We start from the raw sequence: 14793 nt of genomic DNA on the forward strand, positions 1-14793 counted from the left end.
AACCGGTGATGTTAGCGCATCATCGGTTTTTCTTTGTTGGAGGGGGAGGGTATCTATTTTTCCATTCAGTTTTGGTTTAAATTTTAAAATTTATTTTGGTTTAACAGTTAGTATATTTTTCAATGGTAACAGGAGAAAACACATTTTTTTAATTGCAGCCTTTCCCTGAAATCAGAATATGAGTACCTCTGATTTCATAGGTTGCATCAATGGCCTGACAAATCAATTCAAGTTTATTATACAAAGTCTGGTGCATAATTTCTCCAGTGAAAGTACAGTTTCGTAAACTTTCATTTTCCATCATAAAATCAATGCCGTAAACCTGTTCCAGGTCTTTAAGAACCAGGGGTAAAGGTGTCTCATTAAACGCAAAGCTTATCAGGGTCTTTTCCTGTTTCCTGACTTCATCCACTATTGGTAAAGGATTGGCAGACAGGCCCGTAACCCAATGATCGTTGTCAGAAAAGTAAACAACCTTCTGATTAGGTGTCAGAATTACCCCAGCTGATACTTTGACATTCTCTTTCCTGTTTTTATCATTTTTCTGTTCGAAAACAGAAACCTTTCCGGTTCTTACTTCTACCTCTACTGCTTTGGAACTTTTATTACCTCTTACCCAGAAACTAGTTCCCAGTACCTGCGTTACAATTTTTCCGCAATACACGTAAAAAGGTTTTTCAGGATTTCTGGCTACTTTAAAAAAGGCATTTCCTGATAAAAAAACTTCTCTTTTATCTCCTTCAAATTTCTCCGTAAAACGAATAGAACTTTCCGGACTCAGCTCTACAACACTTCCGTCCGAAAGTTGTATTTTCTGGGTACTCCTTGTCTCATTTATCTGTTCGGAAATACCATTCTGAGAGACAACGGTTAAGGTTGTACGTTCATAAAATAAATTCTCTTTCAAAAGAGCCCAGTAACTGAATCCGCCAATCAAAAGTAACGCCGCTGCGGCAATCCATCGGGTTTTAAATCTTCTCAGAAGTGGAATGACCTGAACTTCTGAAGCTCCGGATCCTGCTTCTATCTTCTGCCAGAGACGGTTTTTTAATTTCTCCTTCTCAGTTTCGGTCAGATCCAATTCTGTATGTTCTCCAAGCAGACTATACCAATGGTCTATTTTCTGAATTTCTTCATCGTTACATTCCCCGTCAAGGTATTTACGAAGTAACTGTCTGAACTCACTTTTATTCATGATAATGCTAGTTCTGTGTGGTCTTTGTATCTAAGTCGGGAATCACCCCGACTTACCCTAAATATTTTTAAATATTCTTTAAATATTTATATATCAATACTATTTTGACTTGAATTTTGTTAAAATAATACTATTAATCCTGATGTTTGCCAAACCTTGTGTCATCAGAAGTGAAGCAATAAATCGCCTAACTGATTTACGGAGACATAAACCAAGGCAGAGAAACAAACTAGAGGGGTCAGACCATCGCCTGTATCATCACAGGCCAGGCGATAATCATGAAACGAGAAACAAAAGGAATGAAGTAGCAAAATGGCGCAATGAAACGCGAAGGACCTTAAGTGCTTTAGAAAGATGGTATTCTACAGCTTTTTCAGAAAGAGAAAGTTTCTGAGCAATTTCCGGAATTGTAAGATGGTTAAAACGGCTTAATTTAAAGACTTCCTGAGATTTTTCAGGGAGATCCATCAATCCTTTTTCAATGGCCTCTGTCAGATCCACCAACGCAAGGTCTTCATCTGCATTCTGGTCTGTCTGATCTGTAAATACTTCATAATAAGCCACGAATTTCTCATGCACAGCTTTTGACTCTATGATATCAATCACCGAATATTTAACAGCTCTGAAAAGGTAGTTTTCTAGCTGTCGTATTTCGAGGGTCTCACGTTTTTGCCACAAACCCACAAAAATATCCTGCACCAATTCTTCTGCTGCCTCTTTAGAATCAAGTTTTTTATAAGCTAATCTGTAAAGTTTAAACCAATATCGTTCATAGATCACAGAAAAGGCCTCACGGGATCCCTCATTCAAAGATGTCAGCAATTGCATATCTGTCCAATCGCCCAAAACTGAAGTATTTTGTTTAATTTTTTCCAATCTGTCTAATTTGCTTTATGACTACTCTTTTTTGTGGAAATAAAAATAATACAAAGTAATCACTTTTTTTTCCCAAATGAAAAGGTTTTTCATCTTTGCTGTATCAGAACTTTTTTTAAAAGAGGATTTGTTCCTTAAAAAAGCCTATGTCTTAAATTATTAGGTAAAAATGAGCCGGAAGAGGTTATCTGATAAAATCCGGTAAACCTTATTCTTTTTTTGATAAATGAAGGTTTTCAGGCATAGGAAGGACAAACATTCCGGTTTGAAATTGGTAATATTTCAGACGGCTATCCCAGACAGGAAATTGTTCTGAAGTTATAAAATCAGGCATTTTTATCAGATATTTCAAAGTATATCTCCGCAAATCCTGAAAAGAAGTCTTATTAAAAGTTAACTTTGACCCATGTTTTCAGAAGCAACTTATCAGGCTGCAATCGCTGTAGCCGATACCATCGAAACACATTTTGCCCATCACCTTGCTACGGCAAGGATGCGGGGAGTTACAGAATTAACCCCTGAACCCAAAGCAAAAGCTATCGAATCAATTATTGATGCTACTTTTTGGGCAAGTCTTCAACGGGAAGAAGGTCATTCTCCCAATATTTCACTGGCACTCCTTCCACCGGATCTGGCAGGAGATCCTTTGATTTTTGAAAGACGGCTTTCTCTCACACCATACAACCTGACCAAACTCGCTCCGGCAGTTAAAAGGCCGGGGGTTCATCTGGGAGTCTGGTATGATGATGACCACCTCTATGTCTGGGGTACTACCACTGTCCTTCCGAGAGTTTGTCTGGTTCTTGAAGTCATAGAGCCGGGTTTACTGGTAATCAAGCACCGGAGAATTGATGGTTTTGGAAAATTTGTAAACATCGCTGTATTAAAAGGCGATCAGGTAAAAGTTGTGGATGAACAAAGTTCAAGTTTATCTGATTGTCCGGCTTTGTTAAATTCCCTGTTAGGAATGCCATTGCCTTCCTTTCTCAGTGATTCTGTCAATGTTCTGGTCGAACTGGCGACTTCCATGCGTGAACATGGGCGAGGTGGTATTCTTTTAATCGTTCCCACAGAATCAAAAACATGGTCTGACTCCATCGTGCATCCGATTTCCTACCCTATCGTTCCTGCTTTCACCGGAATTAAAGATTTGATGAGCGTTGACATTGACAGCAAAAAGAATCAGCTTTTATGGCAGGAATCTTTGCGGAGAATGGTGGACATTGTAGGAGGTTTCACCGCAGTTGACGGGGCAACTGTGATTAATCAGGACCATGAATTGCTGGCTTTCGGTGCTAAAATTACCCGTTCGGAAGATGGCCGGTCTATTGAGCAACTCATTACTACAGAACCGGTTGTCGGGGCTTCTCCGGTTATCATTCATCCTTCCCAAAACGGAGGAACGAGACATTTATCTGCTGCTCAGTTTGTTTATGATCAACGGGATTCTATGGCAATGGTTGCTTCACAGGATGGCAGATTCACCATTTTCGCATGGTCTCCTGTTCTTGAAATGGTCCATGCCCACAGAATTGATGTCTTATTATTATAAAAAAACCCGGAGCGTGTTAAGATACGCTCCGGGTTCTTCCAATACCTGAAACAGCTTAATACTCACTGTTTATCAGTACATTATACTTATTTTCCGTTCTTAAAAATCCAGTTTAATTTATTAATGCTCTTTTCATCTCTGGTATTTTCTCTCACATATTTCTCAATAAACTGAGCATCCTTTTTATCAATTACTTTCACGCCTTTATAAAACCTGTCAATTAAGTCTGTCGCTTTTTCAGCATTTCCTTCTTTAAAATAGGCTTTAGTCTCCGCCAGCAAAAATCTTGCGCCTACTGCCTGTTCCGGTACGCCCATTTTTTTCAGATTATTTTTCATTTCCTCCAGCTTGGCTACAGAAAAATCCTTTGCTCTTCCACTGTAAAGGCTAAACATGATTACATTCTCGGCGGCAGTAATCACTTCTTTTTTGCCATATTTCGCATAAAAACTGTCCAGATTTTCCATCATATTTTTGAAAATCAGGTTGTCATCATCCATGATAACTTTCTGAATAACCACAAAATTCGAAGGGCTGTTAAAATTGCTGGCTTTTTGCTTTTGTGCATATACATTCATTGCAGCGATATTCTGCAAAGTGTCACAAATCATTCTGCAGGTATAGCCATACTCAATGAGAAAATTATCATCATGAACCCCTTGTGCAAAATAATTTTTCCAGGAAGCAAATTGTTTAGCGGGATCAATAGCACGGTCAGCCATATCTTTCAGAGAAGCCTCATTATTTTGCTCATCACCGCTAACCTGAATATGAAGCAGATTTTCATCTTTATCCCAAAAGCTCATCATAGGGGTTGACAACACATAAATATTGTGCTTCTTACGGAAAGCCCTTCCTTCCTCAGAATTAACCTCAACCTGATATGACACAAAACGCTTGTCAAAATAATCTCCGACAACCTGGTTGTTGTCAAAGGTCTTTTTAAAGTTCTCACAATGAGGGCATCCGATGGCATAAATTTCTACAAAAACAGGTTTATTTTGTTTTTTGGCCAACTCAAAAGCGGCTTTCAGGCTTCCTTTAACAAAATGAATTCCTTTGGTTTGAGCATTACTTTCTGTAAAAAAACAAAGCAGAAGCAGTAAGGGTAATATTCTTTTAAACATATCCGGGTTGGGGAAATTAAATGTAAAACACGATTTAAAATTACACATAAAACAAGTTTAAGATCATACTAAGATTATTTATCTCAAAAATACGGATTCAAATCATTATTTAAAAGAGAGATTTTTCAGGAAAAGAGTCTCAATATCTCTTTCTTTCCTCTCAGTTCCGGAAACTACCAGTAACTAACATTCCCCAAAATTTCCAATCAATTTTTAGTTAAAAAATAATCAAATGTGTAATTTTTATCCGGAATCAAAATATTGAGGTATAACAACTTAACCTTCTGAATCTATAAACGTTCAGGTTGTTTCTCCTGAACAGATTCCTGCATTTTAACTATTTTACGAACCGTTAAACATTGAAAACTATGCTTAAAAAATTATCCTTCCCGGCTCTTTTCTTTATGTTTTTACAACATTTTTGCCTTGCTCAAAATGCTGCTTCTTACCAGAATTACGATTTTATTGCCGGAGATAAAATCATATTTTCGGACGATTTTGCCAAAGATAAAGATGGAGAATTTCCTTCTCACTGGAAACTGGAAGGAGGCCAGGGAGTAATCAATATCCAGAATAATGAGAAATTCTTCTCAGTTCTTAAATACTATACCATCATAAGTCCAAGAATGAAATCCCCCACTTATCTCCCTTCAAATTATACCATTGAGTTCGATTATTATCTTGATGCAAAATATGACGGAAATCCGGGAGTAATACTGAGTTTCAGGAATGGTGATGAAGTGGCAATTCTGACTCCTGGCAGTATTCAGATAGACTTTTCATATCCGGGAGGAAATCTTAGCGGTGACAATCCTTCAGATATTAAAGGCGAGAGTTTTTATGACAAATGGCATCACATTGCTCTGGCTTTCAAAAATAACCAATTGAAAGTTTATATCAATCAGCATAGAGTACTCACTGTACCGGAATGCAACTTTAAGGCGACGTCTCTGGCCATTAAAGGAAATGCAAGTGAGGGAATGAATATGTTTTTCAAGAACTTCCGTCTGGCAGAAGGTGGAGATATGAACCTCATAGACAAAGCATTGACTGAAGGAAAATTTGTCACAAGTGCTATTACTTTCGAAGTAAATAAAGCCGGTTTGAAAAACGAAAGTATGGGTATTCTGAATGAAGTAACCAAATTCATGAAAGCTAACCCGACCGTTAAATTTGAGGTGGACGGATATACAGATTCTGATGGTGATGATGCCGCAAATCTTACTTTATCTCAGAAAAGGGCCAATGCTGTAAAAGATCAATTGGTAAGCATGGGCATAGAAACAACCAGGCTTTCAGCCAAAGGATTTGGAGAAACCAAACCTGTGGGCGATAACACTACTTCCGAAGGAAGAGCCCAGAACCGGAGAGTCGAATTCCTAAAAATGCCCTGATCCTTTGGTTTAAATTTAAGCTATTTATCCTCGTTTTCTATGACTTCTATTCATATAACGAAAAGGAAAGCTATGAGCATTTTCCTTTTCACCACTCTCTTATGCATTATGCAGTTTCAGCTTGTGCTGGCGCAGGAAGGACGACCAGCCTTACCTGCTGAAACAGCAGAAAGTCTGAGGGTTTTACAAGCATTACACGAAGCTTTTCCTCAGCAGCTAAATGGATGGAAAGTGGACGATGAAAGTAAAATTGAAGGAATTCAATGGTTTCATGATGGCGGAGCCGCAGTCAGATATCCCTTTCCTCATGAATATAAAATTACCTATGTTTCAGACCTTAGTCCGGCAGAAGCAGAACTTCGGCGAAAAGCTTTTGACAGGGAACAAAAAGATATGATGACTAAAGTTGAAGAACTGGAAGCCAGTAACAGAATTGAAGTTCAGGTCTGGATTAATTACTTTGAAGATCAGTCTCATTCATCAAGTCAGCCTCAGCTCAGAAATTTTCCTCCCTTTGATCTGACAATCTGGGGGGCTAAAGCTTCTAAATTATTTCTTGGAAACTGGAAAGTCTCAAAAAGTCAGAAACTTGACGATGGTTATGAAACTGATTGTCTTGCCGCCAAAAATCCTGCGGCTTCAATGGGACAGATACAAGCCTTAAAATTGATTATCAGATGCTCTTCAGGAATCAGAGAAGAGTTTTTGAAAAAGGTAAACCTGAAAGCATTAAAATCGTTGATCGGACAAAATTTCCTGGATCAGAAAATCATTACTTCATCCACACCGGTTGAGCAGGAATTAGCCAGGCCGCTCGAAGGTAAAAATGTATTCAGATATGTAATTGACGGAGGTGATTTTTCCAATAGTCAGGTCAATATCAAGCATTCTGAATCTATGGAACAGGCATATCTCAGAAATAATCATCCTGATCCTAAAGTCACGACAAATGCTGTGACAAGGTTATTAGTTCAGGAAGATGGTGATACACAAAAACGAACCCCTTATCCTTTTGCTGATATTACTATTCCATTTATCAGAAAAACCGGAGAGTTTGAGGTTTTAAAGGAAGAGGAAATGAGTGGAAAAAAGGCAACTTTTGCGCTCGAAATTAATTGCTGGAATGGCTGTGAGTGGAGTATTTCAGCAATTAATATCAAAGTAAAAGTTAACAAATATGACTTGGTTGGCGGTTTTGTTGAAGGAACTTTCAGCGGAGATGGCATGGCTGCTTTCAGGCCCCATGAGCATACAGACCGCAAGCCTTTTCCGGTTAAAATCAAGGACGGTTATTTCAGAATTAAAAGAAAAGCTGACAGATATTAACCTGAGCATAATGCAGAAAAATAGAGAAAACGGTATAATTCCCGTAATTTCATTATTTATATCTCTCTGTTTTATGTTTTAAATGGTATTGCTATGAGCATGTTTGACCCTGTTTTTGCCACGAAACTGATTCCTGAAATCGACAGGAAACTGATTGAAATTCTTAAAACGCTTGCTCCGGAAGACTGGAATCTTCAAACCAGCGCGCCCAAATGGAAAGTAAAAGATATTGCGGCTCATTTACTGGACGGGAATCTCAGGAATTTATCTTCTTCAAGAGATCATTTTTTCGGAGATCCTCCGGGAAAAATTGAATCGTATCAGGACCTTCTGGATTATCTCAATAAACTGAACGCTGATTGGGTTTCAGCTATGAAACGGGTTAGTCCTGACATTCTGATTCAATGGCTAGAGCAAAGCGGTAAGGAATATGCTGAACATTTACAAAGTCTGGATCTTGCCGGAAAGGCTATATTTTCAGTAGGCTGGGCCGGTGAGGAGGAATCCACTACAGCTTTTCATATTGCCCGTGAATACACAGAAAAATGGCATCATCAGCAGCAAATCCGTTTGGCTGTCGGGCAGACAGAGGAGTTATATACAGAAGAATTGTACCTCCCCTTTCTGGAAACCTGTATGAAAGCATTACCCTATCATTACCGGGAAGTTGCAGGCCGGCAGGATGATGCAATACAATTTACCATTCCGCTTGAAAAGGACGAAAACTGGTTTTTACAATATGATGGCATCTCATGGAATCTATTGAAAAAATGCACAGTTTTACCCCTTTCCCGGGTAGTAATTGAAAAGGAAGTCGCCTGGAGAATTTTCACCAAAGGCCTTAATAAAGAAACTGCCCGAAAACATGTAAATATAAATGGTGATGAGCAACTTGGGGGAAAAATATTCGATATGCTGACTGTAATGGCATAATTTCAAATTCCGGAAAGCGAAACAAACAACTTTCCGGAGCTTTTAAATCAATCTTTCCCCGGAAATAATCAGCCATAAATACTGATAAAATGATAGAAATTATTGAATCCCCGTTTAATCTTGGGTTAAAGGAACCTGAACCCGGCAAAGAACCCGGTGTAAGGAAATTACCCTTCTGGTTAAAAAAACACGGTTTTCATGATTTAATTAGTCCAAAGGCAATCCACAACCTCGAAGCGCCTGCTTATAGTATGTACCTTGATCCGGAAACCGGAATAAGAAATGCTGATGCCATTGCGGCATATGCCGGAAAACAGGCTGGAATACTTTCAGAAGTGGTAAAGCAAGGCTCAAAAGCATTGGTTCTGGGAGGTGATTGCAGCATTTTAATCGGGAACATGCTAGGACTGAAAAAGCTGGGAAAATATGGCCTTTTCTATATGGACGGACATACGGATTATATGCTGCCGGAGCTTTCTCAAACCGGAGGCGCCGCCGGTATGGATTTAGCAATAGCTGCCGGAAAAGGCCCTCATAAACTAACCGACATAGATGGTCAGAATCCTTATGTTCAGGAAAAATACATCTGGTGTGTCGGAAACAGAGAATATGACGAGGATTATGTCCGGCCAATAAAGGAATCAGCCATTCATTATTTCGATTTAAACAGACTTCGGGAATCCGGTCCGGAAAATTGCGTCGAAACTTTTCTGGAAATGGTGATTGAAGAAGAATTAGATGGTTTTTGGGTACATTTCGATGTGGATATTTTAAACAACGACATTATGCCGGCAGTTGACAGCCCCGAACCGGGAGGACTCAGCTATGAAGAAGTAGCAAAAATGCTGAAAAAACTGTTAAAACATGAGAAGTTCACCGGGCTTCAGATTACCATTCTCGATCCCGATCTCGACCGGGATGGCAGATATACCAGGGAATTCATAGATCATATCGGTCCGCTTATCAGGGAAATTCCGGTACAGTGAAGAAGCATCTCAAAAGAAAAATGGCCCGGAACGATTCCCGGGCCATTTTTCTGTAATAAAGCAAATTACTGAGCTTTTGCTAACCAAAGAGAAGCATTGATGTGTAAAGCCGGATGAGAAGTATATCCTGAAGGTGAATCACCTGACCAGCCATTGAATAAATTATCATTAGGATCTCCTGTTCCGTCATCAGAAGGAGAGCTGTCACCTACAAAAACAACACGGCCTGTTCCATAAGTTGAAAGCACGGCCATTACGCTGGTGTTACTGCCTACTGTACTGCTCATTCTCCAGAATAAACCTTGTACATTGGCATTATTTGCAGGATAAAGTGTTGCAGTTGTACCATTATAGAAAGCCAGTTTTGAAGCAGTACCAGCCAAACCGTTTAATACCGTCTGCGCATAAGTATTTGTTCCGGTATAAACATTAGTGGTAGGTTTTTCACTGATGTCAACATAATCAACTACAAAACCGAACGGATTGCTGTTATTAATGCCATTATTGGTCATCAAATCGTTCCAGACTCTTGGCGAATCATATCCGTCACCATCTCTGTCTGAAGGATTGTAACCATTTGCATCTGTTCCGGCAGTTGTTGCGGCAGTATGATCTGCTACCATCATTAAACCTCCGCCATTAGAAACAAAATTCATAATGGCTGTTTTCTCAGCAGCTGAGAACAGACGGTTTGGTTCAATTACCACAAAAACATCATAATTACTTAAATCCTGAACATTAGAAGCATCACCATAAGTAATTGAAGCTCCGTTTGGAAGTGTTTCAACCAATTGTCCTCGTTTTACCAGATCAACTGCCCAGGCAGACATTCCACCTCTCCAGTAAGTTTCAGGTGTACTTGACGTAATACCTGTATATGATGGTGTAGGGAAACGTTGAGCGGCTGTTTCAACCGTTGTTCCTCCCGTATAAATGGGTACATTTTCTGTTCCGTCAGCATCAATCTGCCAGTCAGCACTTCCTGCATTTTCTCTCTTGCTGGCGTCAAACAGGAACTTTTTACCTGTAATACCTCCGCCGCCACCGGTTCCTCCATTATCATTGATCGTAATGTCATCAATGTTAATACGGTTACTTGAACCTGAAAGTTTACGAATTTCCAAACGAACATTTCCTGTTAATGAAATAGTAAAAGACTGCGTCTGAAGCGTAGAGCTGGTTGTGATGTTTGAACCAGACTGCGTCCAGGTACTTCCACCATTCACAGAATACCATAAACCCCATGTACTTGGCGTATCAGTTCCGTAAGTACCATGTTTGATTGTTACTGTACTGATTCCGGTAGTTACGTCAAAAAGCATCGTGATTTTTCCGGTATTACGGATTCTGGCAGACCATGAACCTGCTTTTAAATCAGCACTAAGGTTTCCGACAAGTGCGTCATACATATTCCATGATTTACCCTGCAAAGTAACATTGTCACCGCTGCTTGATCCTGCCGGAGCAACGTCATATGCAGTTTTAGGACTTGTTGAACCAACCTCAAATCCTTCTGTCAAAGAAACAGCAGCGGTACGGCCGGAACTTCTTACCGGATTGGTAGTAGGATTAAGATCATCAGTTTTGTGACAACCAACCAAAAATGAGCCTGCCAGCGCAAAGGCCACGAAGGAATACTTAAATTTAGAAAATGAGAGCATAAAGATTAAATGGTTTTAAGAATAAGTGAAATAATACGAAGAATAAGACAATAAGGTGGATTACAAACGCTGCGATTTGTTTGGCAATATTCCGAAAAACAATTAAGAGCGCAGAATTACTTATGTTAATTTATTATTATTTTACAAATCTTCCAAATAATTCCTGATTTAAAATTCATGCACTTCTCTGAAATTTTCTTGGCAGGAAAAGCTTTAAGGGTTGATTTTTATTACAAAAACCGGGATCGATCAAATAAAAAAGGGCTGATTCTGAAAATCAACCCTTTGGTTATTTATTTCATTGCTTCCCTCAGCATTTCAATACTCTTCCTGACTCCGGTTTCTGCTTTTTCCTTTCCTTCAAATTCAAGAGAAACGTATCCTTTATAACTGGCTTTACGAAGAATGTCAAATATCCGTTTGTAGTCCAGATCCAGGCTGTACCATTCTCCTCCGCCATTGTAGGTTTTTGCCTGAACAAATGAAGCATAAGGAGCAACTTTCTCCAGTTTCTCATAAGGATTTTCCAAAAAATTACCAGTGTCAAGCAACACCCCTAACCAGGGAGAAGGTATAGCATTTTTGATTCGCAGAAGTCCTTCAGGTGTGGAAGTAAGTCCCCAGTGATTTTCCAAAGCCAGCAAAATACCACATTCTTCAGCTTTAGCAAGGCATTTCTGAATACCGTCAATACACCATTTAAAGGCATCATCCTCAGTATAACCCGGAATAGGTGCTTCTACCCCCCGGTTCTTCATCAGGTCATCAAAAGACTTGGTAGTTCCCCATCTTCCTGAATTAAGCCTCATACAGGGAATACCCATTTTATAGGCTAATTCGATACAGTGAATCGTATGGTCAATATTTTTTTGCAATTCATCTTTATCAGGCGTCACGAAGCTTTGATGAATAGAAAGAGCGATAAGATCTATGCCATTGATAAATGCATGTCTTTTAATCTTTTGTAAATACGCATTGTCATCGCTTTCCATTTGACGATGCAGTAAATCAACGCCCTCTACTCCTATTCTGGCAGCCTCATCAATTACATAATCCAGGGGAACTTTCGGGGTTTTGAAATGCCAGTACGAGTAACTGGAAATACCTAATTTAAATGGCTTTTGAACTTCTTTGGTAACTGGCACCTGATCAGAAAGAGCAGATGGACTGGCAAAAGCCAGGCTTCCCAAAGCGGATTGAGAAAGAAATTCCCGTCTTGATATTGTCATAGTCTGGAGATGGTTTCGGCTTTTATATATTATTCTTTCAATATTTCATGCAAATCCCGGTCAGATCCGATTCCTCCCGCCACACTAATCCAACCTGTCTTCCAATGCCTGAATAAGCCTCTGGGTCATGATTCTTCTTCCATCGGTATTAAGATGATAAGGAGAGTCATAAAAATACAAATCATCAATTACTGCATCCTCAGGTCTGCCAATAATCTCAGCTTTAAGCATTGTTCTCATCTGGCTTTCCACCACTTTTATCGCATCATAATTCCGTTCAAATGACTTTTCCGGATAAACCGGGAAGACATAATAAACTTTAATCCCATGAGTTGAGGCAAAGGTTAGAAAGCGGTTGAGGTCTTTTATCTGACTCGAAAAATCCAGCTGGCTATCAAGAGAATCAATCGGAACCGGTGAGTTTTTCAAATCAAGATGCCCTATAAAATCTCCGTTTGGCAGAAAATTGTTTCGGGTATAAATCGACAGTCTTTGAGAGTTCCAGAAATTCCGGAGGCTAATGATTCTGTCCGCAAAAAAACGTTTTACCACTGATTCATTTTCTAAAAGCTGAGCTGCCGAAGGCACTGCATAAATTAACTCATTTTTAACGGAATCATTACCCGCAACTGTCATGGAATACTCGGTACTCAACACCACAATATCTCCTTTTTTAGCAAAGCGGATTAATTCATTGGTTATAAACGCTGAACCCAGATTTTCATCCAGCCCCAGGTTAACCACCGGAATATCAAAATCACTCTCAACCAGCTTACTGTTTATTCCGAAAGCCCAGCCTGATCCTCCTGCGAGAATAATTCTCGGAGCAGGAATTGAATCCAGTCTTTTGTGTTTATCAACGATTGTTTCAAGGTAACCATTATGATATTCAGGAGCATTCCGGTGAATAACTTCTACTAAAATGAGTACTACAATCAGCAGAAAAATAAGCTGTGAAAGCCATAATCGCCAATTTAATATAAGCCGCCGGTTACCGATAATAAACTGGCTGCCAGGTTTATTCTGCATACAATAAATATTTCTTTCTGATGTTTTTGTACTTATCCAGGTCGGTCTGCCAGGTTTTCCGTATATCTTTTTCAGAATACCCGGATTGAATCAGTTTTCGCAGGGAATCTGATCCCGCCAAAAGATCAAAGGATTTAGGTCGGTTAATAAATTTATCTTTCTGTGTTGATTTCTGATAAAGATCCAGCACATATTTCAGGGTAAACTTTTCTTTTCTTGCATTAACCGTTCTTAAATCCAGCCCATAACAAAGCGTGTCTTTCAGGGGTGGATTCTTCGCTCCGGGTTTCTCCACAGGCGTAAATGTGTAAGTTCCGTTTTCAGGATCCGGCGATCCGATTACCTGAAACTGGGTATCCGTTCCCCTTCCTACGCTTACCACCGTTCCTTCAAAAAGGCAAATAGAAGGATATAACAGAATTGATTGAAGATTCGGCAAATTCGGGGAAGGAGCAACCGGCGGAGCATAAGGCATTGAATGTTTGTAATTCAGACAGGTTATGATCTTTAGTTTACACTCATTTCCGTCTTTCAGCCATTTCTCTCCGTTAATCATAAGTGCAAGTTCTGCCACAGTACAGCCATGTACGATGGGTACAGGATTTAATCCTACAAAAGAGGAGAACTTTTTCTGTAAAACCGGACCATCAACATAATGACCATTGGGGTTCGGTCTGTCCAGAATCATCAGCGTTTTATTGTTTTCGGCACAGGCTTCCATAACATAGTGCATAGTGGAAGTATAGGTATAAAACCTGGTTCCTACATCCTGAATATCAAAAATCACTACATCAATTCCTTCCAGCTGTCCGGGGGCAGGCTTTTTATTTGATCCGTAAAGTGAAACAATTGGCAGACCCGTTTTCCTGTCTATTCCGTTTGAAACATGTTCTCCGGCATCCGCAGTACCTCTGAAACCATGTTCAGGCGCGAAAATTGTCTTTATTTTTACGCCCAGCGACAATAATGAATCTGCCAGGTGGGTTCTTTTAATAGTAGAAGTATGATTTACAACCAGGGCAACCGTTTTGCCTTTAAGGTCAGGGAGAAATTCAACAATTCTGTCTGCTCCTGTTTTAACAGAATGATCAACAGGTAATTTGGGTGAATTATGACATGAACAATTATCCCCGTCTCTTCCATACAAAGTTGCTCCTTTCAGATATGATTGAAACTTTGATGAAGAACAGGCACTCATAAAAAACAGGAAAGTAATTAGGTAAGGTTTTTTGATGAATCGAAACATTGTCTTTTATTTGTTCTAAAATATTAAAATTAGCTGATGTATTCGGAAAAATCGAATAAAAAACATCCTTACCTTTCTTTTAAACACTTGAATGATTTGCACTAATGACTGAAATGCCATCAATTTTTATACGTATTGACTATTACCTGCCTTTTCCGTCACTTCCTGAAATCAATAAGTTTTAATCCTGAGGTTTTGCATTGATTTTATACAATCTAAAGATTTAATTCCCTATCCAT

12 protein-coding genes are annotated in these 14793 nt (G+C 39.3%); 5 read left to right on the top strand and 7 right to left on the bottom strand.

What is annotated here, in order from left to right:
- Positions 1-148: 148 nt before the first annotated feature.
- Together BM179_RS17835 and BM179_RS17840 are read right to left on the bottom strand one after the other, a co-directional pair.
- Positions 149-1195 (bottom strand): FecR family protein, encoded by a 1047-nt coding sequence (locus tag BM179_RS17835; protein ID WP_092018516.1) that lies wholly within the window; start codon positions 1193-1195, stop codon positions 149-151.
- A gap of 276 nt (positions 1196-1471) precedes the next feature.
- Positions 1472-2071, bottom strand: coding sequence for an RNA polymerase sigma-70 factor (locus tag BM179_RS17840; RefSeq protein WP_092018517.1), 600 nt, complete (start codon positions 2069-2071; stop codon positions 1472-1474).
- Between the two features lie 406 nt (positions 2072-2477).
- Between BM179_RS17840 and BM179_RS17845 the strand changes: the two genes are divergently transcribed.
- Complete coding sequence (locus BM179_RS17845) at positions 2478-3623, top strand: putative sensor domain DACNV-containing protein (protein ID WP_092018518.1); 1146 nt, start codon at positions 2478-2480, stop codon at positions 3621-3623.
- Positions 3624-3709: 86 nt separating this feature from the next.
- Here BM179_RS17845 and BM179_RS17850 read toward each other — a convergent pair whose 3' ends face one another.
- A complete protein-coding gene (locus BM179_RS17850) occupies positions 3710-4750 on the bottom strand; it encodes a thioredoxin family protein (protein WP_177219443.1) in 1041 nt (346 codons plus the stop codon).
- Positions 4751-5118: 368 nt separating this feature from the next.
- Between BM179_RS17850 and BM179_RS25780 the strand changes: the two genes are divergently transcribed.
- The 4 genes from BM179_RS25780 to BM179_RS17870 all read left to right on the top strand — a co-directional run bounded on the left by BM179_RS25780 (position 5119) and on the right by BM179_RS17870 (position 9389).
- Complete coding sequence (locus BM179_RS25780; protein ID WP_092018520.1) at positions 5119-6144, top strand: OmpA family protein; 1026 nt, start codon at positions 5119-5121, stop codon at positions 6142-6144.
- Between the two features lie 108 nt (positions 6145-6252).
- Positions 6253-7470: a hypothetical protein gene (locus BM179_RS17860; protein WP_092018521.1), complete on the top strand. Its 1218-nt coding sequence runs from the start codon at positions 6253-6255 to the stop codon at positions 7468-7470.
- A gap of 93 nt (positions 7471-7563) precedes the next feature.
- Positions 7564-8403, top strand: coding sequence for a maleylpyruvate isomerase N-terminal domain-containing protein (locus tag BM179_RS17865; protein WP_092018522.1), 840 nt, complete (start codon positions 7564-7566; stop codon positions 8401-8403).
- Between the two features lie 89 nt (positions 8404-8492).
- Positions 8493-9389, top strand: coding sequence for an arginase family protein (locus BM179_RS17870; RefSeq protein ID WP_092018523.1), 897 nt, complete (start codon positions 8493-8495; stop codon positions 9387-9389).
- A 65-nt stretch (positions 9390-9454) separates the two neighbouring features.
- Here BM179_RS17870 and BM179_RS17875 read toward each other — a convergent pair whose 3' ends face one another.
- The 4 genes from BM179_RS17875 to BM179_RS17890 all read right to left on the bottom strand — a co-directional run bounded on the left by BM179_RS17875 (position 9455) and on the right by BM179_RS17890 (position 14554).
- A complete protein-coding gene (locus BM179_RS17875) occupies positions 9455-11050 on the bottom strand; it encodes a hydrolase (RefSeq protein WP_092018524.1) in 1596 nt (531 codons plus the stop codon).
- 293 nt (positions 11051-11343) lie between these two features.
- Entirely contained in the window at positions 11344-12279 is a 936-nt protein-coding gene (locus tag BM179_RS17880; protein ID WP_092018525.1) for a sugar phosphate isomerase/epimerase family protein, read from the bottom strand.
- Between the two features lie 84 nt (positions 12280-12363).
- Entirely contained in the window at positions 12364-13308 is a 945-nt protein-coding gene (locus tag BM179_RS17885) for a hypothetical protein (RefSeq protein ID WP_092018526.1), read from the bottom strand.
- Positions 13298-14554, bottom strand: coding sequence for an exo-beta-N-acetylmuramidase NamZ family protein (locus tag BM179_RS17890; protein WP_092018527.1), 1257 nt, complete (start codon positions 14552-14554; stop codon positions 13298-13300). The genes BM179_RS17885 and BM179_RS17890 overlap by 11 nt, the downstream gene beginning before the upstream one ends.
- Positions 14555-14793: the final 239 nt, after the last annotated feature.

Source organism: Pseudarcicella hirudinis, assembly GCF_900115665.1.
GTDB classification, from domain to species: domain Bacteria; phylum Bacteroidota; class Bacteroidia; order Cytophagales; family Spirosomataceae; genus Pseudarcicella; species Pseudarcicella hirudinis.